We start from the raw sequence: 25,093 nt of genomic DNA, 5'->3' as shown, positions 1-25,093 counted from the left end.
TACGGCTACGGCCTCGAACACGAGCACGCCCACCTCTCGTAACACCCCCGATTCGCACGAAGGAAACCCCCGATGGCCGTACCCAAGCGGAAGATGTCCCGCAGTAACACCCGCCACCGCCGTGCCCAGTGGAAGGCGAGCACGCCGGAGCTGGTGCCCGTCACCGTCGACGGCCGCGAGCACCTGGTGCCCCGCCGCCTGGTCCGCGCCTACGAGCGGGGACTGCTCACGCCGTAGCCGCAGCCACCGCGAAGGGGGCGCGCCGCCATGCTGCCGTCCCCTTCGTCCAAAGCGGGGCCATCAGGAGACACGGATCGCCCGGCAGAGCGGTCTCACCGACGCCCGCCGCACCGTGCCATTGCCCCGCCGGATGGCCGACGACGGCGCGCCCAGCTGACCGAGCCTGCCGGGCCGGGCGTGGAGAAGACCCGATGATCGGATGTGGTGCCGGGATCGCGTGAGGAGCTGCAGTATGGAGGAGAGGCCGCCGGGCAACGGCGACGCACACCACCACGAGCCGTCGGCGGGCGCCGTCCACACGCACGCCCACGGCCCCGCCACGCCGGTATCGGCCCACCTGCGCAGGGTCATCGCCGCCGTGCTGATCCCGTTCGGCGTGGCGGTCGTCGTCGGGCTCGTCGTCCTGTGGCCCGGCGGGGTGCCCGCACACGAGCGCACCGGCGTCGGCTTCGACCAGCAGACCCAGCGCGGCAAGGTCACCCAGGTGCTGGAGGTGCCCTGCTCCGACATCAATCCCGCGGACACCGGCACTTGCCAGCAGGACACCGTCGAGGTGACCACGGGCAAAGACAAGAGCCGCACGTTCACCGTGAGCGTCCACCCGAGCGAGCTGCGCCGCTACACCGTGGGGGAGGAGGTGATCCTGACCTATTCGCCCGACGCGCCGCCGGACCTTCAGTACACGGTGGTCGACGTCGACCGGGACACCCCGATCGCGCTGCTCGCGGGGCTCTTCGCGGTGGCCGTCCTGGCGGTGGGGCGCTGGCGCGGCCTGACCGCCCTGATCGCCCTGGCGATCAGCTTCGCCGTCCTGTCCCTGTTCATCCTCCCGGCCATCCTGCACGGCTCCGATCCGCTGCTGGTGGCGGTGGTCGGCGCCAGCGCCATCATGCTGATCGCGCTGTACCTGTGCCACGGACTCTCGGCCCGCACTTCGGTGGCCGTCCTCGGCACCCTGATCTCGTTGGTGCTGATCGGCGTCCTCGGCCTGATCTTCACCAACTGGGCCCATCTCAGCGGCAACACGTCCGAGGAGACGGGCCTCATTCACAGCCTCTACCCGAACATCGAGATCCGTGGCCTGCTGCTCGCCGGCTTCATCATCGGTTCCCTCGGCGTGCTCGACGACGTGACGGTGACCCAGACCTCGGCGGTCTGGGAGCTGAAACAGGCCGATCCCACCATGAGCGCCCGCAGCCTCTACCGCGCGGGCGTGCGCATCGGCCGCGACCACATCGCCTCCACCGTCAACACCCTGGTGCTCGCCTACGCCGGTGCGGCCCTTCCGCTGCTGTTGCTCTTCTCCATCGCCCACCGGGACTTCACCTCGGTGGCGACCAGCGAGCTCGTGTCCGAAGAGATCGCCCGCACCCTGGTCGGCAGCATCGGCCTGGTCGCCTCGGTCCCGGTGACCACCGTCCTCGCCGCCCTGATCGCCGCGGCCGATCACCCCGAGGCTGCGCCCCGGGCGGATGCGCACTCCCTGCGGCCCGGCCGTCGGCACGGCCGACAGGGCGGCGGTGCCGACCGGACCTGACGGCGGCCGGCTCCTCGGGGCCGTCTCAGGAGGTGCCGCCCTCGGGCGGCACGTCGCGGTACGGGTTCCGAGGCTTGGCCACGGCCTTGACCTCCAGGACGTCGAGCACGGGCGGTGCGGTGGCGTTGGCGCCGGTCACCGGCTTCCATACGCCGGTCACCTCGACCCAGCTGTCGGTGGCCGGGGCGGGGCCCGCGCCGTGGACCTGGACCCGGAGGCGGCGGGCGTCGGCGGCGCAGCAGCTGACGAGCAGCCGGTTCAGGTACCACTCGCCCGGCTTGGCGCCGGGGGCGGCGAAGCCCAGGAGGCGGACCTTGCGGCCCTCCAGGCTCCTGTTGGGGTCGTTGCTGCGGCCGATGAACTCGGTCAGCGACATGGCGGTGGTCGGCTGGTCGGCCGTCAGCCCCGCGTACGAGGCCTGCTCGGCGGCGGCGGTGGTGCCCTCGCGCTCGGCGGAGTACGCGCCGAGGGCGGGCGGCGCGAAGAACAGCAGCGCGAGGGCGGGGACGGCGAGCAGTCCGGCGACCCGGGGCACGGAGCCGTGGTCGTGCCCGTGGTCGTGCCCGTGGTGGTCGTGGTGCGCGGGCCCGGCGCTGTGCCACTGGGCGCTGCCGTCGGCGGCGCGGGTGAAGGTGAGGACGGGTTCGCGCTGCGGCAGCAGGCGGCGCAGGGTGTTGCCGGCGCCCAGCAGGATCAGCAGGACGCCGGAGAGGATCAGCGGGACGTGCAGCCCCTCCTTGACATACTGGAGGTAGAGGTCGCTGCCGAGGGTGATGCGCAGCAGGGCGCAGCCCAGCAGGACGACCAGCAGGGGCGGGGTGAGGGCTCGGACGCGGCTCACAGCAGGACTCCTCCGATGGCGGTGCTGGTCAGGACGGCCACGAGGAAGGTGGCGGCTGGGAAGCGGGCGGCGAAGGAGCGCCCGAAGGCTCCGGACTGGAGGGCGATCAGCTTGAGGTCGACCATCGGGCCGACCACCAGGAACGCGAGCCGGGCGGTCGGGGAGAAGCCGGTCAGCGACGCGGCGACGAAGGCGTCCGCCTCCGAGCAGACGGCCAGCACCACCGCGAGCACGCCGAGCGCCAGCACCTGCAGCCACGGGGTGTCGGTGAACAGCTGGAGTACCGACGGCGGGACGAGGACGTTGAACGTTGCGGCGGCCATCGCGCCGACCACCAGGAAGCCGCCGGCGTGCAGGAAGTCGTGCTGCAGTCCGCGGCCGAACCGCTCCCACGGGCCGGCGTCGTCGGCGAGGTCGTCCGGTGCCTTCGGCAGGCGCAGCCACTCCTCCTTGCCGAACCTCACCCACAGCCAGCCCATGACCGCCGCGGTGAGCAGCGAGGCCGTCAGCCGGGCGAGCACCATCTCCGGCTTTCCGGGGAAGGCGATGGCGGTCGACACCAGGACGACCGGATTGACGGCCGGTGCGGACAGCAGGAAGGCCAGCGCCGCCGCCGGGGCCACCCCGCGCCGCATCAGGCTGCCCGCGACCGGCACCGAGGCGCACTCGCAGCCCGGCAGCACCGCGCCCGCCGCGGCCGCGACCGGAACGGCCAGCGCCTGACGGCGCGGCAGCAGCCGGCCGAAGAGGTCCGGCGGTACGAAGGCGCCGATCGCGGCCGACACCACGGTGCCCAGCAACAGGAACGGCACGCCCTGGACGACGATGGCCATCAGCACGGTGCGCCAGGTGGCGAGCGCCGGGGCGTTGGACCAGCCGAGGAAGCCGGTGCCGAGCAGCAGGGCCGCCGTGCCGGCGATCAGAGCGAGCGCGACGGCGGGGATCCGGCGGGCGCCCGGGCTTGACGGTGTGCTCCGCCGGCGCGCTCCGTCGGAGGTTCTGGTGAGTACTGCGGCTGCGTGGGTCTGTTCGCCCATGGTCCCGCCCCCTGACTGCCGACTGCTCTCGGCAGAGTCCGCGTTGCCGCGCCGGTGCCGGAGCGCGGTGGCGACGGCGAAGGGCGGCGCCGGCTCGTCTCCGATGCGAGCGGCGTGGCCAGACTAGCGTTGATAATCATTCTCATCTAGGGTTTCGGGAGGTGTGTCTTGAGGTGAACAGGTCACTGCGGTGCGTGATCGTCGTCGCGGGTCCTTCACCACGGCGGAGCCGCCGGGAGTGCACACGGGAGACCCTGCCCGAAGGGGTCGGGCGATTCGGTGCTGCCGGGAGTTCGGCGCATGCGGCGGTCCTCCGGCGGGGCGGCGTGGCGGACCGGACCGGGGGCCGCAGCCCTGGGCTGCGGCCCCCGTCGGGCGTGGCGTCAGGAGATGTTGAGGGCGGTGTCGTCGATCACGAAGCTGGTCTGCAGGGAGCTGTCCTCGGTGCCGGTGAACTTGACGGTGACGGTCTGGCCGGCGAAGGCGGAGAGGTCGTAGCTGCGGAGGGTGTAGCCGGCGGCGGCGTTGACGTTGCTGAAGGTGGCCAGGGTGGTGGAGCCGGCCTGGACGGTCAGCTTGTCGTAGACGGTGGAGCCGGACTCGGCCGTGTCGATGTGCAGGTAGAAGCTGAGCGTGGCCCGGCAGCCCTGCGGGACGGTGACCGACTGGGAGAGCGTGTCGGTGTGGGTGGAGCCGTAGCCGTCGAGCCAGGACTTCCAGCTGCCCGCGTGGGCGGCCTCACTGCCGGAGTTGTCGACGACGCCCGCGGTGGCGCTCCACGGTGCGGCGCTGCCCGTCTCGAAGCCCGGGTTGCCGAGCAGCTGGGTGGCGGGGCAGCCGCCGCCGGTGCCGGTGACCGTCCAGGTGAAGGTGGTCGAGCCGCTCGCACCGGTGGTGTCGGTGGCGGTGACGGTGGTGCTGTAGGTGCCGGCCGCGGTGGCGGTGCCGGTGATCAGGCCGGTGGAGGAGTTGACGGAGAGGCCGGTGGGCAGGCCGCTCGCGCCGTAGGTGAGGGTCTGGCCGGAGGCGGAGTCGGTCGCGTGGATCTGCAGGCTGGCCGAACCGCCCTGCGCCGTGGACTGGTTGCCCGGGCTGGTGACGGTGACGGTGTTGCCGCCGGTGCTGCCGGAGGTGAAGGCGGCGGTCCCGTTGGGGGTTCCGAGGCCGGTCGGGCCGTCGTAGCCGCTGCCGGCGGTGCAGAGGTAGGAGGGGGAGCAGCTGCCGTTGGCGCCGCTGGTCACGTCGTACAGCGCGGAGGTGTGCGCGTACGGGTAGGAGGCCGGGTTGGTGCCGGAGGCGGGGGTGCCGGCCAGGGCGTACACGGCGGCGACGATCGGGGCGGAGGCGCTGGTGCCGCCGTAGACGTTCCAGCCGCTGCCGCCGTACGTCTGGTAGACGGCGACGCCGGTGGCGGGGTCGGCGACGGCGGAGACGTCGGCGACGGTGCGCTTGGCGCAGCCGGTGTCGTGCTGCCAGCTCGGCTTGGGGTCGTAGGCGGAGCAGCCGGAGCCGGCGCCGTTGCCGCCCGAGGTGGTGCCCCAGACCTTCTCGCTCCAACCACGGGTGGTGGAGGCGCGGTTGAGGCTGGTGCCGCCGACGGCGGTGACGTACTGGGAGGCGGCGGGGTACTCGACGCCGTAGCCGGAGTCGCCGGAGGAGACGGTGATGGCCACGCCCGGGTGGTTGAAGTAACTGGCGTCCGAGCTCGGGTCGGTGGAGTCCTCGGATCCGCCGTAGCTGTTGGACACGTACTTGGCGCCGAGCGAGACGGCGGTGTTGACGGCGGCGCCCAGGTTCTCCATGGTCGCGCTGTCGGCCTCGACCAGGAGGATGTGGCAGTTGGGGCAGACCGCGCTGACCATGTCGACGTCGAGCGAGATCTCGCCGGCCCAGCCGCTGTCGGCGCTCGGGTAGGAGGTGCCGCCGCGCTGGTCGACCTTCTTGAAGCAGCCGTTGGCGGTGGTGCACGCGGGCAGGCCGTACTGGCTGCGGTACGCGGCGAGGTCGGACTCGGCGTTGGGGTCGTCGTTGGCGTCCACGATCGCGACGGTGGCGCCGGAGCCGGCCGAGGTGGGGAGGTTGTAGGCGGCGGCGAGGTCGCCGGGGCCGTAGCCGGAGGGGGTGGCGTTCGGGGCCAGGGTGGACTGCTGGGGGAGGTCCGTCCGGGCGAGGGCCAGACAGGCCATCTCGCCGGGGTGGCTCGCGCAGAGCCGCTTGGTGGTGACGGGGGAGTGCGGCGCGGTGTCCGCCGCGGTCGCGCCGGGGGCGGCGACGAACAGCCCGGCCGTGGTCATGGCCAGGGCGGGCAGGACGGCGAGGAGCTTGCGTGCTCTGGGCAGGCGCGGCCTGCCGGGGGCGTGGAAGCGCAAGGATCGACCCTCCGTGGGGGTGAGGGCGCGGCCGGTTCCGGCATGGGGTGCTCGCCGGTACGGGCTCGTGCCCGTGCTGACGGATCTCGGCATGTGCGGCCGGCCGCGGCGGATGGCCGGGCCGGCTGGTGCCTGCGCTGTACGGGAGTGGGGGACTACCGGGTGATGGCAGGCCCATGACACAGACATGGGCCTGCCGGGTTCCGCACCGCGTACGGTCGTTGCCGGTGGGTGCGGCCATGACCGTACTGACGGGTGAGCGGCGGCGACAAGGACGGCGCCGGCAGCCTTTACCCGGCCTTGTCCATGAATTGCCGTGCGCGATAACCGGCTTGGGGCCTGCGGGGCGTGCGGGTCACCGGGGAGGGGCCGGGGCGGCGGGCCGCGCGGTGGTCGGTCACGGAAGCCGGGTGGCGAAGAGCTGGTGCCCGAGCGGCGTGAGGGGGTGGGCTTCGCCGGGCAGGGTCAGGACGGCTCCGAGGCCGGCGGCCGTCAGAGCGTCGAGCCACCGCTGCGAGGAGGCCGGCCGGCCGTCCCCGGCCGGCATGGGGGCCAGGAAGACGCGCGAGAGCAGGAGTTCGAGGTGTTCGCGGGTCGGCTCGACGGCCAGGAGCCAGCCACCGGGGGCAAGGCCGGCCAGTCGGCGGGCGGTGGCCTCGGCGTCGGGGGCGCCGCTCAGCACTCCGGTGGAGACGACCACGTCGAACGGGCCCGCCGCGGAGGTGCTCGGCCCGTGGTAGGGGTCCAGGAGCCCGAACCGCAGCCAGGGATGCCGCCGGAGCCGGGCCCGGGCGAGGCCGAGGAGAAGGGCGGACCGATCCGTGCAGAGGTAGTCGACCCCGGCACCCGCCCCGCACGCCGCCAGGGTGTCGGTGATCGCCTCCGTGGTCGCACCGGTCCCTGCTCCGAGTTCCAGCACCCTGAGGGGGCGGGGACTTTGAGGGGAGGCGGCGATGTGCCGCACCGCCGTGCCGAGGGCGCTGCCGAGGTAGCGGCCGGTGACCGTGCGACGGGCGAGGGTGTCCACGGCCCGCAGGGTCTCCCCCGGGGGCCGCGGGGTGGTGTGCTGCCCACCGGAGAGCATCCCGGGCAGTCGGTCGGCGCAGCGCCGGAGGTGGTCGATGACGGCGGCCGGGCCGAGCTGGCCGGTCCAGGCGGTGGCGGCCCGGTCCCAGGCCTCGCCGGCCGCGACGCCGTCGACCGGCGGGCAGCCCTGGAAACGGCCTCCCCGACGGGTGATCAGCTGATGCCGTACGAGCGCGTGCAGCCAGCGTTCGACGAGCGGGCGGTGCTCGGCGCTCACCCGGACCGCTTCGAGGATCTCGGCGAGGGTGTGGCCGCGGGCCGGGTCGTCCAGGACGCCCGCCTGCTGAAGGGTTCGCAGCATCGTGGTGAGGGCGGCATTGTCGAGGCGTTCCACGAACAGCCGGGCGTGGTCGGCGGTGACGCCGATGGCCTGTTTCCAGGCGTCGTCCGCCGCGATCCCCATGACCGCGCGCAGGGTGGCGTCCGCGACCTCGGCGGCGGTCTGTGGCTGCCGGACGTGGGCTATGACGGCGCCCAAGGCGTCCATGGCCGCGTAGACGTCGTCCTGGGAGGGCTCGGGACCGATGTGGAGCACCCGGCGCAGCGCGGTGAGGTCGCGTTCCTGCAGCGAGGGCAGTCGGCTGAGCCGCCACAACAGGTCGGACGGCAGGCTCAGGTGGGTGGTGCCGGACTGCTCCAGCCGGGCCGGGAGTTCGTCCGGTGGCTGCTCGGGATCGTCGCAGATGACCGTCCCGCCGGCGAGCAGGGTGGCGAGGGCGAGTTCGATGCCGAGCTCGGTCGCCGGGTACAGGACGGTGTGCCGGATCGGGGGCGGGCCGAGTATGCCGGCCCAGTGCCGCAGCCGGCGCTCGACCGGCGCGGTCTCGGCGGAGGGGCGCACCGCGAGCGCGGCGATGCGCTCGGCCAGGGCTTGCGGCAGGCCGCCCTGCGGTGCGACGCCGACCAGGAGGCCGAGGCCGCTGATGGCGCGGTCGCCGACGACGACGGCGGGGCGGTCGCCGAGCTCGCGCAGGGCGCTCACGAGCGCGGGGATGGCAGACAGGGTGATCACTCCGGGGTCGGTGGGCGGGGACAACTGAACCACGGAGTTGGCATGGGCAGGGCGGGCGTCGGGTCAAGATTCGGTAATGATTTTCATATCCTGCTCGACGACCCGCCCGCGATCGAGCGTGACGAACCGGTCCCCGACGGCCCGGGCCGCGGCGAGGTCGTGCGTGATCAACACGAGGGCCAGGCCGGCTCGTTCGCGAAGCCCGGTCAGCAGGCCGAGGGCCGCGTGCCGGCTCACCGCGTCGAGCCCGGAGGTGATCTCGTCACAGATCAACAGCCGTGGGCGTGCCGCCAAGGCCCTTGCCAGCGCGGCGCGTTGCAACTCGCCGCCGGACAGCCCGCCAGGTCGGCGGGTGATCTGCGCTTCCGAGAGGCCGAGCTCGGCGAGCAGCCGCCGTGCGGTGCGTTCGGCCTCGTCGCGGCCCGCCCCGCGCAGGCGGACGGCGGCGCGAGCCACCTGTGCGGCAACCGGGCGGTGTTCGTCGAAGGCCGCCCGGGCGTCCTGGAACACGTACTGCACGGAAGCGAGCTCGGAGCGGGTGCGGTGGCGGAGGCTGGGCGCGAGACGTCGTCCGTCGAGCGTGACCCGGCCCCGGTACCCGTCGTGCAGGCCGGCGATGCAGCGGCCGAGCGTGGTCTTCCCGCTGCCCGAGCTGCCGACCACGGCCAGGCACTCGCCCGGGCCGACCTCGACGTCGATCCCGTGGAGCACCTGGACGCGGCCCGGGTGGGAGGCACGGAGACTCTCGACCGTCAGGACGGGATGCGGACCCGGTGCGGAGCGCCGTGGGCGGGTCGACGGTGCGGAGGCCGGCCCGGTCCGGTCGTCCTTCGGCCCGGCCGGTAGCCGGTCGGCGGGGCCGGATTCGACGACCCGGCCGTCCCGGAGCACGACCACCTCGTCGGCCAGTTCGCGTACCACGTCCAGGTCGTGGCTCAGCAGGAGAACGCCGATGCCCTGCCGGACGACCGACGACAGCTCTTCGACGACCTTGAGCTTGGTCGGCGGGTCCTGTCCGGTGGTGGGCTCGTCGGCGACGATCGCCCGCGCGCCGAGCAGCAACGCCTGTGCCAGCACGACGCGTTGCTGCTGGCCGCCCGACAACTGGTGCGGGTACCGGCGCAGTACGGCGTCCGGGTCGGTGAGTTGGGCGCGGAGCAGTGCCGTGCGCACGTCGGGCAGGCCGGCGCCGCGCAGGCGGGCGATGTCGCGCAGCAGGGCACCGACGCGCCGGGCGGGGTTCAGCGCGGAGGCGGGCTGCTGCGGGATGTAACCGACCGCGCCTGCCGGGACGTCCACCCGGCCGCGGACGCGGGCACCGGAGGGGTACTCGCCGAGCAGGGCGAGGCCGGTGGTGGTCTTGCCGCTGCCCGAAGCGCCCAGCAAGGCCGTGACCCTGCCCGGGTGCACGCGCAGGCTCACCCCGTCGAGCAGGGTGCGGCCCGCGACCTCCACCCGCAGGCCGTCCACCGCGACCACCGGGCCCGTCATCGTGGGCTCTCCTTCCCGGGGCGGGCGGAAGGCTCGGCGGTGGCCGGTTCGGGGAGGCGGCCGGTGCGTTCGAGCACGACGACGGCGGTCGCACCGGCCAGGCCGAGCGCGCCGCAGAGCAGCCACGGCAGCCAGGCGGCGGCGTCGATGGCCCAGCCCACGGCGGCGTTGCCCGCGGCGGCCGCCAGGCCGGAGACGACGTAGAACAGGCCGTAGTAGGTGCCGGTCAGGTGCGGGCGGCCGAACGCCGCAATCAGCTCCATGACGAAGGGCTGGGCCAGCATCGAGCCGATCTGCAGCACCAGCACGGTGAGCAGCAGGGCGGGCAGGCCGCCGACGGCCAGCGGCGGCAGGAACGCGAGGCCCATCACCAGCAGGCCGGTGGCGATCCACCGGCCCCGGCTGCCCGAGCGCTGAAGCCGGCGGGTGATGCGCAGTTGGAGCGCCAGGTTGGCGACGGTTCCGGTGAGGAAGAGCAGGCCGGCGGCTCCGTTCCAGCCGGTGGCGCGCCGGGCGCTGTCGGGCAGCAGCAGGTAGAGCTGGCTCTCCAGGACGTACATGCCGACCAGGGAGAGGGCGAAGGCGAGGAAGCGCCGGTCGGTGACCACCTCGCGCCAGTCGCCGAGGACGGCCGTCCGGGCCCGGGGCGCCGGCTGGCCGGGCAGCGCCAGCGCCTGCGCCACGGTCAGCACGGCGAACACGCCGGCGGCCGTGAGCGCGGTGGCCCGGAAGTCGACCAGCAGCAGCGCCGTGCCGAGCAGCGGGCCGACCAGCGCACCGGTGGTCGCGAAGACGTTGAACAGCGCGAACGCCTCCGCCGTTCGCTCGCCCGACTGCTGCGCGAGGTAGGTGCGGACGGCCGGGTTGAACAGCGCCCCGGCGAGCCCGCTGAGCACCGACGCGGCGATCAGCACGGGCAGGCCGTCACCCAGCGCGAACAGGGCGAACCCGACGGTGCGCAGGCCGCAGCCGGTGATGATGACCCCGCGCGCGCCGAGCCGGTCGGCGGCCGAGCCGCCGATGATGAACAGGCCCTGCTGGCTGAGGTTGCGCACCCCCAGCACCACACCGACGGCCACGGCGGACAGGCCGAGGTCCTGCCCGAGGTGCGTGGCGAGGTACGGCACGAGCAGGTAGAAGCCGGTGTTGACGCCGAGCTGGTTGACCAGGAGCAGTCGGACGGGTCGGGGGAAGGACCGCACGGACCGCAGGGTGTTCACGCGGTGCCCTCCGGCGCCGGCGCGGGGGCGGGGAGGACGCCGAGCCCGGCCCGGGCGGGGGCACGGACCGTCCCGTCGTGCCCGCCGCTCCCCTGCCAGGGGTCGTGGGCGAGCAGCACCCCGGGCGCGAGGTCGTCGAACGCTCCGGCGCGCAGCTGTCCGAGCGTGGGCGCGGGGGCGGGGAGCCGTTCGAGGCGCGCCCGTATGGTCCTGGTCTGAAGCTTCACAGCCGTATCCCCAACGGGTCGACGACGGTACGGCAGCGCGCCCATCCGGTGACCTCCGCGGACCGCGGATGCGGAATCTCCACCGGTCGGCCGGCCGCATGCCCGGAGTCGAGGCCGTGCGCCCGGCAGTAGGCGTCGTCGTAGATCGTGCCGAGGTAGCGGTGCGGCCCGTCCGGGAAGACGGTGGCCACCCTCGCGCCGTCCTCGGTGCGGGCGGCCCAGGCCGCGACCAGGGCGGCCGCTCCCGTGCTCCAGCCACCGCTGACGAAGCACCCCTTGGCGAGGCGGTGGCAGGCGTCGACCGCTTCGGCCGGCCCGACCCAGTGCACCTCGTCGAACGCCCCGTACGCGACGTTGCGCGGGTGGATGCTGCTGCCGAGCCCACGCATCAGCCGCTTGCGGGGAGGCTGCCCGAAGATCGCCGAGCCGACCGAGTCGACGCCGATGACGCGCAGCGCCGGCCAGCGGCGGCGCAGCGGCTCGACCAGACCGGCGCTGTGGCCTCCGGTGCCGACGCTGCACACCAGAACGTCCAGGCCGTCCAGTTCACCGATGAGTTCCTGCGCCATCGCGTGGTAGCCGGCGGCGTTGTCCGGGTTGTTGTACTGGTCCGGCCAGTACGCGCCCGGCAGGCGCTCCAGCAGTTCGTGCAGCCTGGCGAGCCGGGCCGCCTGCCAGCCTCCGTGTTCCGCGGGGGTGTCGACGATCTCCAGCCGCGCGCCGTGGGAGCGCAGCAACTGCCGCATGGAGGGTTCGAGTTCGGCGTCCCCGACGAGGACCACCGGGTGGCCGAGGGCCTGCCCCGCGAAGGCGAGGCCGACGCCGAGGGTGCCCGAGGTGGACTCCACGACAGTGGCGCCGGGCTGCAGTTCACCGCGCGCGTGGGCCCCGCGCAACATCGCCACCGCCGACCGGGCCTTCATGCCGCCTGCGCCCAGGCATTCCAGCTTGGCCCAGAAGCCGGGCTGGGGATCGGGGAGGGGAGTGCGGATCCGGGCGAGCGGCGTGCGGCCCAGCAGCGGGAGGAGGTCCGGGTTGGCGGGGTGCGCGAGCGCGGGGGCGGTCACCGGGCACCCCCGTGGCGGTGGATGACGCCGGGGCCGCCGTCGAGCCGGAAGAACGCCGGGGCCGAGTGGAGGTGGTGGTTCAGGTCCCGGGTGAGGAGGGTGGAGCCGTGCCCTCCCTCGGCGATGGCTCTCGGCATCGGCGACAGGCGGCTCATGGAGCCGACCCAGCTCTCGACAACCCGCAGATGCGCCACGTGGTCCCCTCTCGGTGCGCCGGTTCGGCAGTGACGGGGGCGAAGCTATCGGGAATCGTTGTCGTTTTCAATAAGCTAGATGGAAATAGTTTTCATGTAGAGTCCGGGTTCGACCCGCAATCCCTGGCCCGGACCGGAGAGCTGATGAACCGTCAATCGCACGGTGGGTACGACATCCGACACGCCACGACGGGCGACCTCGACGGAGCCCGCTCGCTCATCCTCGACACCTTCTACCGGGAGTTCGGCTACGGTTACGTCCCCCGGTGGCACGCCGACGTGATCGACCTCCGGAGCACCTACCTCGACCATCCGCGGCACACCCTCGTCGTCGCCGTCCATCGCGGCGAGGTGGTCGGCACCACGGCGCTGAACTCCTCCGGCCCCGCCCATCCGCCCCACCCCAGGCTGCTCGCCGAGCGCTACCCCGCCGGATCCACCGCCCAGCTGCTGCGCGTCTACGTACGCGCGACCCACCGGCGAAACGGACTGGCGCGCCGCATGGTCGACCTGGCGTGCGCGTTCGCGGCCGACGTGGGCGGCTACCGGAGCATCTACCTGCACACCAACACCGATGTCCCGGGGGCCGAGCCGTTCTGGCGGCAGATGGCGGAGGAGGTCTTCGATGCGCGCCCCACGGGCGAGCACGGCCGCGGAGTGTCCACCGTGCACTTCGAGATCCCGATGCCGCCCGCACCGGTCTCCGCCCACGCCGCGGCATGACGTCCACCGCCCCCGGCGCCGGGACGGCGCGCACGAGGACCTCCCCGCGGCCGCATCGGCGGCCGGCCCGGCACTGGTCCAGGATCCGGCAACCCGGTGCTCAGGCCGCGAAGTTGCAGAGGGCCGTGACTGCCGCATGCACCTCCCGTTCGATCTTGGCGTAGTGCCCGGGCGGGCTGTCGTAGTCGGGGTGGAACCCGGACTCCTCCTCGTGCCCGGTCTCGATCGTGAAGGCGAAGACCGGCGCCCTGGCCGGGTCGTCGAACTGCCGGCGGAAGGCGTAGTCGTCGGTGGTGCCGGTGACCGGTCCGCCCAGCGGGTGGTACAGCGAGGCGCTCTGGCCGACGTCGTAGGTGGAGTGGGCGCGCTGGGGGCTCACAGTGCTGACGGTCGGGTCCACCCCGGCGCTGCGCAGGATGGCATCCCGCATCTCACCGGCGATGGTGCCGAGGGTCTTGCGCACGAAGTGCGGCGGGGAGTTGGTGACGAACTCCCGGTAGTTGGGGCGGTCCGGCGGCAGGCCCGGGCTGCCCGGGCGGAGGCCGTCCCGCTTGCCCGTCCAGGTGGGGGAGGAGAAGTTCATGGACGGGTCGCTGCCGTTGTCCTCGATGCCCCAGCAGAGCAGGACCTTGCGGCCGAACTGGTGGACGTCGACGAAATACGTGGCCCTGGCGTCGTCGATGAGCCACTGCACGTTGGCGGTCTCCGGTTCGGAGGCCGCGGACGGTCCCCGGTAGGTCTCCGCCCTGCTGTCCGTGGAGGCCGGTCCGTCCCGGTAGAAGGACAGGTAGACCCCCATGTCGTAGTAGTCCTCGAACTTCCAGGCGATGTCGTGGTTGCGGTTGATGTCCACCCCGATCTTGGCCGGGTCGGGGTGGGGCCGCCGGTTCTTGCGCCAGCCGGCACCGATCGGGTCGGACGGCGGGCTCAGCTGGTCGAACAGCCGGCCGTCGGGGTTGATCAGCGGCGCGACGTAGAGGTCGACGCCGTTCAGGATCCGCTCCACCTCGACGGCCGGGATGGTGAACGGAGGGTAGTTCACCGTCGGCCCGGCCGGGAGCGGCCGGCAGGACGTCGCGGGGAAGACGATGTCGGCGCCGGTGGTGCGGCTCACCAGGAGGTTCTGCGCGAAGTGGACCAGCGCGTCCGGCGGCGCGGACTCGCGCGCGTGGACGCCACCGGTCAGCACCACGGCCGGACGGCCGTCCTGCGGTGCGTTCGCGATGCGGACGAAGTGGATCTCCCGGTCCTCGACGCTGCGGTTCGGGAACTCACCGAGCGTGCACAGGGCGGGGAAGGTGGCCGCGAGGTCGGCGAGCGCCGCCTCGATCTGGGCCGGTGTCTGCGGCACGGTCGGCGTGGCGTAGGGCGGGGGCATCGCTCACACCTCCCCGCGCTCGGCGTACCCCCGGCCGATCACGGCCGACGTCCGGGCGCGGTGCTCGTCGACGCCCTCCGAGGAGAGCAGTACCGTCACCTGCGCACCCTGCGCGACCGCGGCTTCGACCGCCCGGTCGGACGCGTACGCCGCGACCTTGTACTGGTAGTCGGAACGGGCCTCCAGGCTCGAACGCACCAGATGGAGCTCCGGAATGCCCTGCACGGCACGCAGCACATCCTCGGAACCTTCGATCTGAACCAGGCTCACGACACTCACCACCTTGCCGGCGGCCCCGCTCGGCGGCTGCGGTGCGTGAGCGCGGGACCGGGCTGCCCGCCGCGTCCGACGGCGCCTCCGGGCCCGGCCGACCGGATCCCGGGCACACAGCGTCACCGCTGGCCCGCACCGGTTCGGGTGACGGACGGTGACAATTCCGGAACGCCGGAGCCGGGTCTCCCGCCGTCGGGTGCGGGGAACCCACGCACGCTTTCAGCCTGGCACACCGGGGCCCGGACGTAAACCGCCGGTGGCAGCCGGAGGCGCGGGCGGCGTCCGGTCCGACGGCCCGCCCGTGTCGGCGTGAACCGGACCGGACCGGACCGGTCCGGTCCGGTCCGGTCCGGTCCGGTCCGGACCGGACCGGCGGGCGGCCTGGCGGGAAGCCCCGTCGTTCGCCGGGGGAGGCACGTCAGCTCGCCGGCCTCCCGGCGGTGTGCCACGGCACGAAGGCGTTCGTCAGGCCCGCGAGGGCCGTCCGTAGCTCAGGGTGGTGGCGCAGCAGCACCGTGACCATGGTGTTGTCGTCGATCCAGGCCATGCCGGCCCTGGAGTACACCCCGGGGGTGTAGTACTCGGTGAAGAAGCGGTCGCTGTTCAGCCGCCGTGACGCCATCAGGACGAAGATGCGGAACGCGGTGTCGCTGAAGGCGAATCCGGTGGGCAGCTTCTCCGCGTACATCCCGACCGTCAGGTCGACCTTCTCGATGTCGCCCTCGTAGAGCCGCTCGATCTCCTCGGCCCACTCCGGGTTGTCCGTCAGCTCCCGGAAGTCCTGCGCGGGCTTCAGCCGCAGCAGCCGCCGGAACTCGTTGTAGCGGGGAACGCCCAGCTCCCTGCTGCGCAGGATGTCGGTGGCGGCGAGGTCCTGCAGGTTCCCGTCCGGACGCCGGTACTCCTGGAGGAACCTCGGGAAGTTGTGCAGGGTGACCAGGCCCGGCGGGAGCGTGCCGAAGCTGTACAGCAGGTCGGCCGTCCGCAGGGTGCCGAGGACCTTCAGCGCGTCGGGCCCCGAGAGGTCACGGAACGTGCACTGCCGCAGGCCGGCGTCGTCGTCGGCGGACCGCAGGGGCCAGTCGTCGCGGACGAGCGGGTGCATGCGGTAGACGGCCACGAACTCCTCGGTGAGGGAGTAGGGGACGCCGTAGTGGTCGGTGCCGCCTCCGGGGATGCCGCTGACGACCTCGCTCCCGCTGATCCGGCCGAACAGCCTGTGCACGCGTTCGCCCGCGACGCCCCACCAGTTGGCCCGCAGGGCGGCGACGGTGGTGGGGTGGCTGATCACGGCCGGCGTCCACTCCACGGTGTGGATCTTGGCGAGGAGCGCGGCGTTGACGAGCCGGGCCCGCTGGAACAGCTCCTCGTCGTCCCAGGACGGGTAGGCGCCGTGCAGGTGGTCGCAGATCGCGTTGTGCTCCCGGACGAAGAGGCCCTGCATCAGGGCCAGGCCCAGCCAGAAGCCGGGGAGGAGGGAGGGGTCACGGGAGGGGTCCGCGGAGAACGGGGTCTGTCCGTTGTCCCACACGTGCAGCTTGCCCAGCTCTCCGGTGCGCAGCAGGCGCTGTTCGGTCCCGTCATTGCCGTAGAGCTGAGAGGCGTCCCACCAGTGGGAGGAGACGTTGACGCGGGTGTCGGGGGTCCCGGCGGGCGCGTGCGGGTCCCGGGTCGGGTCGTCCGGTGTCCGCATGATCCGCATCGGCCGCTCGGGCCACGGGTCGTCGTCCAGCAGCGGCACCTCCCACGGGTGGTCGGTGGGGCTCGTACCGTGGCTGAACCAGTCGCGGATCATGAACTGCAGCCAGGCGGCGACCAGGGAGTTGACCGACTCGGCCGCGATCAGCTCGTGCCGGGTGAGCAGGGCGCGGCTGACCTCGCGCGGGTTCGGCCTGGACAGGACGGAGTCGGGCGTGGCCGTGGCGATCCGGTCCAGCGGGACGTTGCGACCGAAGCGGGTGCCTGCCATGCCCATCCGGGGCTCGCCGAGGTCGTTGTGGCTGCCGTCGGCAGTCCGGTTGACCCGCTGTTTCGCGGACGCGGGTGCGGGGGTTGGTGGATCGACGGAGGGGATCCGGCCGGTGTCGTGGAGGTTCTGCTGACGCAGTCCGACCCGCAGCCCGAGGAGGGTCAGCAGGCCCGGAGCGACCGGCAGCCTGTCCCAGCCGATGCGCCGGTCGACGTACTCGGACGCGCTGGTGATGATCCGCCAGGGGAAGGAGGTGCGGTATCCGCCGCCGGTCCGGTCCGGGGCGGGCCGACGGGAGTCGCGGGGCGTAGTCATGATGACTCCCCGTAAGTGCGGTGACGTGTTGTAGTGCTGGGGGACGGGGCGCCGGGAGCCGGCGCGGGCCCATGGCAGGGGCGATTCCTCTGTGGACGCTCAATTCCACGATAGGAGGGCCGCCGCCCACCCGCGCGCCGGGCTTCCGGCGGACCGGGTACGGCGGGCCCGTGGCGTCGTCGGGGAGGTGCCGTGTTCGCCTCCGCCAGCCCCGCCACCGTGAAGACCGTCACCGACAAGGGCGACGCGGCCGGCACCCCCACCGTTTTCGTCAGCAACGAGCTGTCTGCTCGACGCGCAGGGGAAAGCCATCGCCCTCTTCGACGAGGCGACGGAGCGCGGGATCATCGCCCCTGGTGAGACCGAGCAGGCGATCAGCAACCGGATCCGCGACCTGGCGAACGAGATGTTCGGGACGACCCGGCACTGGCACAAGCGGATCGTCCGATCCGGTCCGCACACCCTGTTCCCCTACCAGGAGAACCCGCCGGACCGGACCGTGGAGCGCGACGACATCGTGTTCGCCGACTTCGGCCCGATATTCGAGGAGTTCGAAGCCGACCTCGGCCGCACCTACGTTCTCGGCGACGATCCTCTCAAGCACCGCCTCGCCGGCGATCCGCCCGCCATTTCGACGCCGGCCGCAGGTACTTCGCCGAGCGGCCCGACATCACCGGCGCCCAGCTCCACGCCGAGATCCAGCGGCTCGCCCACGAAGCGGGCTGGACGCTCGGCGGCACAGGTCACGCCGGGCACCTCGTGGGCGAGTTCCCGCACGGGAAGATCGACGCGGCCGAGATCGAGTCCTACATCGCGTCGGGGAACACCACGCCCATGCGTCGTACCGACCGCGCCGGGCGCGTCTGCCACTGGATTCTGGAGATCCACCTGGTCGACACCGGGCGAGGCTACGGCGGCTTCCACGAACAGCTTCTCGACCTCGGTTAGCGGACCCGCGCCCACCGGGAGGGTGGGGTGTGCACCGCTGTCCGCGATCAGCTGCGGGCAGCGGCGGCCAGCAGGTTGATCGCCCCGGCGACGTCCTCCGGTGAAGCCGGCACGGTGATCTGAGCGGCGCCGTCGAGGCTCGGGTGGGAGCCGACGCGCACGGAACGTTCCGCGTTCCGCAGGAGATCGAGGTCGTTGATGTCGTTGCCGAATGCGGCGTAGTCGCTGATCTCCAGCGCTTGCAGGGCTTCCCACTTCGTGGTCGCCCCGGGCGCGTAGTCGATGATCCCCTCGTCGAGGTGGTGATTGACCGTCAGCCCCAGCGTCCGCCCGTCGAAGCAGAGAGTTCCGTCGATGTCGAAGACCGCGGTGCGACTGCGAAGCTTGATCATCTCAGGATGCCATCCGCCAACCGATGCGGTCACGCGTTCGAGGGTTCCACGAGTGGCGCCGAGGCAGCGCCCGTACGGGGGCGGTGGTCGGTTCGCGGGTGTCGGGCGCGCACGGGGACGAGGGAAAGGTGTCGCGCCTCGTTTCCGCGACGCCTGGCGCTGCGCGCCGACGTCCGGCTCGATCCGGGTGGAGCTGTTCTTCGTGAACGGCTGTCGGCGCCGGTGGGCTGCTGGGATAATCGGCCCATGCCTGCAGAGGTGGAGCCTGAGCGGACATCAGAACAGCAGCCGGTCCGGGTGAAGGACGGCGCCCGGGTCGGCCCGGGTGGCATCGAGTACTTCGACGGGAGCGCCTGGGGACCGTACCGGGCGGTGCGGGAGCCCGGCGGCGGGCCGGGTGCCGTGTTCGGCGAAGTGCGGGCGTTCGCCGGGGCCGTGGAAGCGGTCGGGGACCGGTGCCCGAATTCTGAGCTGCCTGCGGGAGCTGAGGTCGTGACGGGACGCACAGGCCGTGGCGTGCCCGGACTTGCGGTCACCGGAGTCGTCCGGAAACAACGCCCCGCCGTTGTGGCCGCAGGCCGACCGGACGCGGTGGGCGTGTGACCGGCCGGCCGGCGCCTGTGGTGCTGCCCCCGGCGCTGCGCCTGGGGCTCGGGCTGATGGCGGCCTTCGCCGCGTTGGTGGTCGTCGTGCTCGGGCTCCGGTATGCCGACGAGGGCGAGCCCGGCATGGTGGACACCCGGATCCGGGCGGCGGTGGACGGTGTGGGGCCGCCGTGGCGGTCCGCCGCGTTGGCGATGGACTCCCTGGGGGAGCCGGTGGGAGCGACGACGCTGGTCGCGGCCATCGTGACGGGCTGCCTGCTGCTCCGGCGTCCTCGGGCAGCGGTGTTCATCGTTGCGGGAGTCGGCATCGCGGTGGGGACGACGGCGCTGCTCAAGCACCTGGTGGGACGCACCATCCACGGTGGGTACCTGTCCTACCCGAGCGGGCACACCGCCTTCGCCACCGCGCTCGCCCTCGTGGTGGCGATGCTCGCGACCCGCCGCCGAGGCCGGGACGGGCCCGGCCTCGGCGGGACGGCCGGCACCCTGCTCGTGCTCGCCGCGGCGCTGGTCGCCGGCGCCGCCATGGGCTGGGCGCAGGTCGCTCTGGACGCGCACTACCCGACCGACGTCCTCGGCGGCTGGTGCACCGCGTTGGCGGTGGTGCCGACGACAGTGTGGCTGGTCGACCGGATGGCCGACCGGCCACGCGGTCGCCTGTCGGCGTGAGCGTCGCTGACGTCACCTCACGTGATGTCGCGTCACGTCACGCCAGCCGGCGGAATACGGGCTTCACCGGCCGCCCGGCGAGCCAGGGGGTGGGGTCGGCGGCGTCCAGCGCCTTCCGGTACACGGCACATGCCCGGGCCACCACGTCGACGGTGCGGTCGATGTCGGCGTCGCCGAGCGCGCTGCTCACCACGAACGACGGTGCCAGCACTCCGCCCGCGAGGAGCTGGCGCAGGAACAGGGTGCGGTACTGCTGCGACGGCTGCCGGTTCTCGTCGAGGGTGGCGAAGACCAGGTTGCTGGACCGGCCCCGGAGGACGAGGTGGTCGCCGACGCCCGTGCCTGCGGCGGCCTCGCGGACACCGGCGGCCAACCGCTCGCCGAGGGTGTGCAGCCGAGCGGTGACGCCCTCCTCGACGTAGGTGGTCTGCACGGCCATCGCGGCGGCCAGCGAGTGCGTCTCCGCACCGTGCGTGGTGGACAACAGGAACACCCGGTCGCCGGAGTGACGAAGCCCGCCCCGCTCCATCAGGTCGCGGCGCCCGGCCAGCGCGGAGACGGCGAACCCGTTGCCCAGCGCCTTGCCGAAGGTGGAGAGGTCGGGGACGACGCCGTACAGGCCCTGGGCGCCCGCCTCGGACCAGCGGAAGCCGGTGATCATCTCATCGAAGACCAGTACGCAGCCGTGCCGGTCGGCCAGTTCGCGCAGGCCGGCGAGGTACCCGGGCGGCGGTTCGGTGTGGCCGGCGGGTTCGAGGATCAGGCAGGCGATCTCGTCCCGGTGCCGGGTGAGCAGCTCCTCCGTGGCGGCCAGGTCTCCGTAGGGGAACGCCACGGTGAGCTCGGTGGTCGCGGCCGGGATGCCGGCGTCCATCGGTGTGGTGCCGATGAACCAGTCGTCGGTGGAGAAGAACGGATGGTCGCCGCAGATGGCCACCCGCTGGCGCCCGGTGACGGCGCGGGCGAGTCGCACGGCGGCGGTGGTGACGTCTGACCCGTTCTTCGCGAACTTCACCATCTCGGCGGTCGGCACCGTGGCCAGGAAGCGTTCCGCGGCCTCGACCTCCACGATGGACGGCCGGACGAAGTTGCTGCCGCGGTCGAGTTCCCGCCGCACCGCCTCCAGCACGCGTGGGTGGGCGTGGCCGAGGCTGACCGACCGCAGGCCGGAGCCGTACTCGACGTAGCGGTTGCCGTCGATGTCCCACACGTGGGCACCGCGGCCGTGGCTGATGACCGGGGCGAGGTCCTCGGGGTACTGGTCGTCGCCCTTGGCGTAGGTGTGGGCGCCCCCGGGGATCAGGGTGTGCAGCCTCTCGTTCGCCGCCCGCGACCGGGGCAGGCCGAACTCCTCGGTGTGTCCGGTGTCCACGCCGACCTCACCCCTCCCCGTGCCGCAGCACTTCGGCGAGGCTCGGTGCCTCTCTGTCCCGCTTGGACACCGAGACGGCCGGCAGCGGCCAGGGGATGGCGAGTTCCGGGTCGTCGAAGGCGATCGTGACGTCCTCGGCGGGATCGTGCGGGCGGTCGATCCGGTACGAGACGTCGGCGGTTCCGGTGAGCGCCTGGAAGCCGTGCGCGCACCCGGCCGGGATGTACAGGCTCACCTGCGTCTCGCCGGACAGCTCGAAGAAGGCCCGGTTGCGGTAGGTCGGCGAGTCGGGCCGCAGGTCCACGACGACGTCGAAGACCCTCCCGTACGAGCACCGCACCAGCTTGGCCTCGCCGGCGCCGGAGCGCAGGTGCAGGCCGCGCAGCACGCCCCCGACCGAGCGGGACACGCTGTCCTGGGCGAAGGCGTCCGGGTCGAGGCCCACCGAGCGGATGACGTCGGCGTCGAAGGTGCGGCAGAAGAAGCCGCGCTCGTCGGCGTACGGCGTCGGCTCGAACAGGTATGCGCCGGCGATCGCCGGGACTTCGGTCACCTTCATGGGGCCTCCCGCAGGGCGTGGGTATGGGCGTGGGCGTGGTCGGCCGTCGGGAAGAGGGCCGCGGTCAGGGCGGTGAACTGGTGCTCCAGGCGCCGGGCGGCGGCCAGGTTCCGCTCGGTGAGGGTCCGTCTCAGCTCCATCGATCGCTTCTCCAGTTCCCGGAACTGCTCCAGCAGCCGGTCGGCGTCGACCTCGCGCGCCGGGTGGCAGTACGCGCCGAGGCCCATCTCCGCCATCAGCGCGTCGCTCTTGGCCGCGTAGCAGAGCGCGAGTACCGGCGTACCGGTCTTCAGCGCGCAGATCAGGTTGTGGTAGCGGACCGCCACCACGGTGTCGGCGGCCGCCATCTCCGTCATCAGGTCGGCCAGTGAGGCCGGCTCGGCGGCGGTGACCAGTGGCGAGTCCACGGCGTCGAGGATCGCGGCGACCACCGACGCGTCGCACGCGTCGCCGGTGAGCAGCCGGACCGGCCTGCCCTCCTCGACCAGCGCGCGGACGAACCGGATCGTCCCGTCGAGGTAGCGCCGGTGGATCTCCTCGGCCCGGGCACGGTCGTCGTTGCCGCCGTGGAAGTCCATGACACCGAGGCAGACCGGGCCCGGCGAGCCCGGGGGCGCGCCGGCCGGTCGTGTGCTCGCCGGTGGTGTCGGCAGGGAGAACGCGAGGTCGGGGTAGACCTCGTCGCGCGCGGTGTCCACGCCCATCGCCCGCATCGCGTCGCGGGACGGGGCGTCCCGGTACGAGCGGTACGCGGCCAGCCGCGCGGACCAGCGCACCAGGGCCCGGGTCGGCCGGTTGCGGATCTCGGCGGCGCCGACACTGACCAGCGCGACCCGGGTGCGCAGCAGCCGGCCGCTCGCGCAGAGCAGGAACAGCGCGTACGGGAAGCCCCACGGCCGCAGCGGCAGGGTGGCCTCCAGGACGCCCATGCCCGGCACGATCACCACGTCGTGCCGGCGCACCCAGGCTGCGGTGCGGACGGCGTCGACGAGTTTGCCCAGGCCCTTCGCCGCGATCGCGCCCGCCCGCGACGCGGTCCGGTACTCGGCGCGGTTCCAGTGCAGCCGCGTGGCGGGGATCCGGAACCGGGCCGTCACGGCCTCGGGCCCGCCGCACAGCGCGTCCACGACCGCCTCCGGGTGTTCGGCGCGCAGGTACCCGAGCACGGCCTCCAATGACCCGTCGTTGCCGAGGTTTCCGGAGCCGAGCAGCCCGAACACCCCGACCCGCACCGGCTTTCGGTCCGCGGACGTCATGTCTGCCGCCCCTCGCGGCCGGCCACGAGGGCGTCGACGGAGACGGTGAGCCCGGCCGGGTCGACCGGGGCGCGGTCCTCGACCCGTTCGCCGGCGCCCGGCCGGGCCCGGCTGCTCAGCCACGCGGCCAGGTGGCGGTAGCAGGCGCGCCGGTCGGACGAGGACAGCGGCGCCCGCCGGACCGCCGAGACGAAGCCCCAGACGTACTCGGCGAGCAGTCGGGGCGTCGGGTGCAGCGGGCCCGCCCGGCGCGGGTCCAGGTTGACGCACCGGGAGCGCTTGGAGGGGTTCGCCCGCTCGGCGCGGGTGGGGTGGTCGCGGCGGAAGTACAGCAGCTCCGGCACCTGGTGGAAGGGCCCGTGCAGGCCGATCTCGGTGACGAACGTGCGGTCCGCGTGGTGGTAGCTGTCCATCGGTTTCACCCGGCGCAGCACGTCGGCCCGCAGCACCCCGTAGAAGTCGTCGCCGCCGGGCTCGAACAGCATGCTGCGGAAGCGCTCCGGCGCGTGCGGCGAGGCGGTGGCGAGCCCGTACGCGTAGGGGACCTTCACCTGGCCGTCGCCGTCGATGACCGCCTGGTCGGCGTGCGCGAGGATCACGTCCGGCCGCTCGTCCAGCGCCTCCACGCAGCGCAGCAGCAGGTCCCGGCCGTACAGGTCGTCGTGCGAGGCCCACTTGAAGAGCTCGCCGCGGGACTCGGCGAACACGTGGTTGTGGTTCGGCGTGGCGCCGATGTTCCGGGGCAGCCGGAGGTACCGGATGCGCGAGTCCCGCGTGGCGTACCGCCGGCAGATGTCCTGCGTCGCGTCGGTCGAGGCGTTGTCGGAGATGATCAGCTCGAAGTCCTCGTAGGTCTGGCCGAGCAGGGCGTCGAGCGACTCGGCGAGGTATTCCTCGCCGTTGTACACGGGCAGGCCGATGCTCAGTCTGGGTCGGGCGGTCATGAGGTCCTCACTTCGGTGGTGCCGTCCTCTACTTCGGGGGTGGGGGCGCTGTGGTGCTCGCGCAGGGCGGACCGCAGTTGCAGCCACCACACGGCCGAGCCGCTGACGGTCGCGGCGGCGACGCCCCAGGCCGAGCCGATCGTGCCGGCGGCGGCCGCCCCGCCGAGCCCGCCGCCGGCGTAGCAGGCGGAGGCGAACAGCTGGCAGCGCAGGCTGCGCCGGGCCGCGCCGAGCGCGCGCAGCCCGGCGGCCGCGCCGGTGCCGAGGCCCGCGCCCGCGACGCCGAGGGTGATCGGCACGATGAGCTCCGAGGCGGAGTGCCAGACGCCGCCGAGCACCAGCTCGCCGAGCCGGCCGGGCACGAGCAGCAGCGCCGTGCCCCAGAGCAGCGCGCCGGCGGCCTGGCCCCCGCCCAGCAGGAGGCAGAACCTGCCGAGCCGGTGCGGGGCCTGCCGCAGCACCCGGGCCGCCTCCGGCACGGTGACCAGCGAAAGCCCCATCAGCACCGCCAGGAAGGGGCCGAGCAGGAGCTCGGCGCCCCGCACCGCACCCACCGCGCCGACCCCGACGATCGCGCCCAGGCCGTACGCCCGCAGCTGGCTCGCGCCGCTGAGGCTGACGTTCTCGACCAGGTACCGGTAGCCGAGATCGCGCTGCTCGCGGAGCCACCCGCGGGCCTCGGCGATCCGGGGCCGGATGCCGGACTGGAGGCAGCCGTACCCCGCCGCGACCGTGGCGGACGCGCCCCAGGCGAGCACGAAGGCGGCCACGCTGCCCACCCGGTCCGCCACGACCATGGCGGGGACGAGCGCGACGCCCCACACGACGTCGTTGACGAACGCCTTGCGCCCGGTGCCGGCGGCGAAGAACGAGAACCGCCAGGCGTCCTGGAGCAGCAGCCCCGGCACCATGACACCGAGGGCGGCGAACGCGGACCCCACCTGGCCCCCGAGGCCGAGCCCGGCCACCAGGCTCACCGCGCCGATGACCGCGCCGACACCCAGCGCGGTACCGGTCGACCGGGCCACCGCCCCGCGCCAGGACGCGTCCGGCACGCCGCTGAAGCGCACCACGAGCGGATCGGTGGCCAGCCCGCGGGAGACGTTGAGCACCACGCCGTACGTCACCCAGGCGAGGCTGAACATGCCGAACGCGGCCACCCCCAGCGAGCGGGCCACGAAGACGCCCACCACGAAGTTGCTCACGCTGGAGGCCGCCTGGTCGGCCAGTCCCCAGGACAGCCGGCCGGCGAGGGCCCGCCTGGCGCTCCGGCCGGCCGCTCCGGGCGCCTGCGCCGGTGTCGCCTCCGCCGGTGTCGCCTGCGCCGTCGTTGCCGGGGCCGTCGTCTTCATCCCCTCGGTGGTCATCG

21 protein-coding genes and 3 pseudogenes are annotated in these 25,093 nt (G+C 73.2%); 6 read left to right on the top strand and 18 right to left on the bottom strand.

The window, feature by feature from the left end; translation table 11 throughout:
• The first annotated feature begins 72 nt into the window (after positions 1 to 72).
• Together rpmF and C2142_RS30955 are read left to right on the top strand one after the other, a co-directional pair.
• Positions 73 to 237, top strand: a complete 165-nt coding sequence (gene rpmF, locus C2142_RS30960) for a 50S ribosomal protein L32 (protein ID WP_148646133.1) — start codon at positions 73 to 75, stop codon at positions 235 to 237.
• 235 nt (positions 238 to 472) lie between these two features.
• Complete coding sequence (locus C2142_RS30955; protein ID WP_148646132.1) at positions 473 to 1,777, top strand: YibE/F family protein; 1,305 nt, start codon at positions 473 to 475, stop codon at positions 1,775 to 1,777.
• Between the two features lie 25 nt (positions 1,778 to 1,802).
• On the opposite strand, the gene C2142_RS30950 is transcribed toward C2142_RS30955, so the two are convergent.
• From C2142_RS30950 to C2142_RS30915, 9 genes and pseudogenes are all read right to left on the bottom strand, one after another.
• A complete protein-coding gene (locus tag C2142_RS30950; protein ID WP_148646131.1) occupies positions 1,803 to 2,618 on the bottom strand; it encodes a TIGR03943 family protein in 816 nt (271 codons plus the stop codon).
• On the bottom strand, positions 2,615 to 3,655 hold the full coding sequence (locus tag C2142_RS30945; protein ID WP_148646130.1) for a permease: 1,041 nt from the start codon (positions 3,653 to 3,655) through the stop codon (positions 2,615 to 2,617). Before C2142_RS30945 ends, C2142_RS30950 begins: the two co-directional genes overlap by 4 nt.
• Before the next feature lie 383 nt (positions 3,656 to 4,038).
• Positions 4,039 to 5,949 (bottom strand): S53 family peptidase, encoded by a 1,911-nt coding sequence (locus C2142_RS30940; RefSeq protein WP_148646652.1) that lies wholly within the window; start codon positions 5,947 to 5,949, stop codon positions 4,039 to 4,041.
• Between the two features lie 472 nt (positions 5,950 to 6,421).
• On the bottom strand, positions 6,422 to 8,122 hold the full coding sequence (locus C2142_RS30935; RefSeq protein ID WP_148646129.1) for a methyltransferase: 1,701 nt from the start codon (positions 8,120 to 8,122) through the stop codon (positions 6,422 to 6,424).
• A 63-nt stretch (positions 8,123 to 8,185) separates the two neighbouring features.
• Positions 8,186 to 9,613: an ATP-binding cassette domain-containing protein gene (locus tag C2142_RS30930; protein ID WP_148646128.1), complete on the bottom strand. Its 1,428-nt coding sequence runs from the start codon at positions 9,611 to 9,613 to the stop codon at positions 8,186 to 8,188.
• On the bottom strand, positions 9,610 to 10,815 hold the full coding sequence (locus C2142_RS30925) for an MFS transporter (protein ID WP_241002882.1): 1,206 nt from the start codon (positions 10,813 to 10,815) through the stop codon (positions 9,610 to 9,612). The genes C2142_RS30930 and C2142_RS30925 overlap by 4 nt, the downstream gene beginning before the upstream one ends.
• A 14-nt stretch (positions 10,816 to 10,829) precedes the next feature.
• The gene (locus C2142_RS40585) at positions 10,830 to 11,060 is read right to left on the bottom strand and encodes a hypothetical protein (RefSeq protein ID WP_241002881.1); all 231 of its coding nucleotides are present in this window, start codon (positions 11,058 to 11,060) and stop codon (positions 10,830 to 10,832) included.
• Positions 11,057 to 12,127, bottom strand: coding sequence for a pyridoxal-phosphate dependent enzyme (locus C2142_RS30920; RefSeq protein WP_148646126.1), 1,071 nt, complete (start codon positions 12,125 to 12,127; stop codon positions 11,057 to 11,059). Before C2142_RS30920 ends, C2142_RS40585 begins: the two co-directional genes overlap by 4 nt.
• Positions 12,128 to 12,183: 56 nt before the next feature.
• Positions 12,184 to 12,321: pseudogene (locus tag C2142_RS30915) on the bottom strand (carboxylate--amine ligase); the annotation flags it as partial.
• A gap of 144 nt (positions 12,322 to 12,465) precedes the next feature.
• Between C2142_RS30915 and C2142_RS30910 the strand changes: the two are divergent.
• On the top strand, positions 12,466 to 13,044 hold the full coding sequence (locus C2142_RS30910) for a GNAT family N-acetyltransferase (protein ID WP_148646125.1): 579 nt from the start codon (positions 12,466 to 12,468) through the stop codon (positions 13,042 to 13,044).
• Between the two features lie 100 nt (positions 13,045 to 13,144).
• On the opposite strand, the gene C2142_RS30905 is transcribed toward C2142_RS30910, so the two are convergent.
• The 3 genes from C2142_RS30905 to C2142_RS30895 all read right to left on the bottom strand — a co-directional run bounded on the left by C2142_RS30905 (position 13,145) and on the right by C2142_RS30895 (position 16,979).
• Positions 13,145 to 14,422, bottom strand: coding sequence for a M14 family zinc carboxypeptidase (locus C2142_RS30905; RefSeq protein WP_148646124.1), 1,278 nt, complete (start codon positions 14,420 to 14,422; stop codon positions 13,145 to 13,147).
• A gap of 3 nt (positions 14,423 to 14,425) precedes the next feature.
• The gene (locus C2142_RS30900; protein ID WP_148646123.1) at positions 14,426 to 14,692 is read right to left on the bottom strand and encodes a hypothetical protein; all 267 of its coding nucleotides are present in this window, start codon (positions 14,690 to 14,692) and stop codon (positions 14,426 to 14,428) included.
• A gap of 421 nt (positions 14,693 to 15,113) precedes the next feature.
• A complete protein-coding gene (locus C2142_RS30895) occupies positions 15,114 to 16,979 on the bottom strand; it encodes a peroxidase family protein (protein WP_148646122.1) in 1,866 nt (621 codons plus the stop codon).
• Positions 16,980 to 17,171: 192 nt separating this feature from the next.
• On the opposite strand from C2142_RS30895, the pseudogene C2142_RS40580 reads away from it, so the two are divergent.
• A pseudogene (locus tag C2142_RS40580) lies at positions 17,172 to 17,264 on the top strand (molybdate-binding protein); the annotation flags it as partial.
• 1 nt (position 17,265) lies between these two features.
• Positions 17,266 to 17,927: pseudogene (locus C2142_RS30890) on the top strand (M24 family metallopeptidase).
• Positions 17,928 to 17,974: 47 nt separating this feature from the next.
• Here C2142_RS30890 and C2142_RS30885 read toward each other — a convergent pair.
• On the bottom strand, positions 17,975 to 18,352 hold the full coding sequence (locus C2142_RS30885) for an HAD family hydrolase (RefSeq protein ID WP_241002880.1): 378 nt from the start codon (positions 18,350 to 18,352) through the stop codon (positions 17,975 to 17,977).
• A 566-nt stretch (positions 18,353 to 18,918) separates the two neighbouring features.
• Here C2142_RS30885 and C2142_RS30880 point away from each other — a divergent pair.
• Positions 18,919 to 19,593: a phosphatase PAP2 family protein gene (locus C2142_RS30880; protein WP_148646121.1), complete on the top strand. Its 675-nt coding sequence runs from the start codon at positions 18,919 to 18,921 to the stop codon at positions 19,591 to 19,593.
• 37 nt (positions 19,594 to 19,630) lie between these two features.
• Here C2142_RS30880 and C2142_RS30875 read toward each other — a convergent pair whose 3' ends face one another.
• The 5 genes from C2142_RS30875 to C2142_RS30855 are packed head-to-tail and all read right to left on the bottom strand — an operon-like array spanning position 19,631 to position 25,091.
• Positions 19,631 to 20,965 carry a glutamate-1-semialdehyde 2,1-aminomutase gene (locus C2142_RS30875; protein ID WP_148646120.1) on the bottom strand — a complete coding sequence of 445 codons (1,335 nt, stop codon included), beginning with the start codon at positions 20,963 to 20,965 and terminating at the stop codon, positions 19,631 to 19,633.
• Positions 20,966 to 20,972: 7 nt separating this feature from the next.
• Entirely contained in the window at positions 20,973 to 21,524 is a 552-nt protein-coding gene (locus C2142_RS30870; protein ID WP_148646119.1) for a dTDP-4-dehydrorhamnose 3,5-epimerase family protein, read from the bottom strand.
• Positions 21,521 to 22,780, bottom strand: a complete 1,260-nt coding sequence (locus C2142_RS30865) for a polysaccharide pyruvyl transferase family protein (protein ID WP_148646118.1) — start codon at positions 22,778 to 22,780, stop codon at positions 21,521 to 21,523. Before C2142_RS30865 ends, C2142_RS30870 begins: the two co-directional genes overlap by 4 nt.
• On the bottom strand, positions 22,777 to 23,724 hold the full coding sequence (locus C2142_RS30860; RefSeq protein ID WP_148646117.1) for a glycosyltransferase family 2 protein: 948 nt from the start codon (positions 23,722 to 23,724) through the stop codon (positions 22,777 to 22,779). Before C2142_RS30860 ends, C2142_RS30865 begins: the two co-directional genes overlap by 4 nt.
• The gene (locus C2142_RS30855; protein WP_148646651.1) at positions 23,721 to 25,091 is read right to left on the bottom strand and encodes a hypothetical protein; all 1,371 of its coding nucleotides are present in this window, start codon (positions 25,089 to 25,091) and stop codon (positions 23,721 to 23,723) included. Before C2142_RS30855 ends, C2142_RS30860 begins: the two co-directional genes overlap by 4 nt.
• Positions 25,092 to 25,093: the final 2 nt, after the last annotated feature.

The organism is Streptomyces sp. CB01881 (genome assembly GCF_002953255.1).
In the GTDB taxonomy this organism is placed as follows: Bacteria; Actinomycetota; Actinomycetes; order Streptomycetales; family Streptomycetaceae; genus Kitasatospora.
This window is presented reverse-complemented; position numbering and strand designations above follow the sequence as displayed.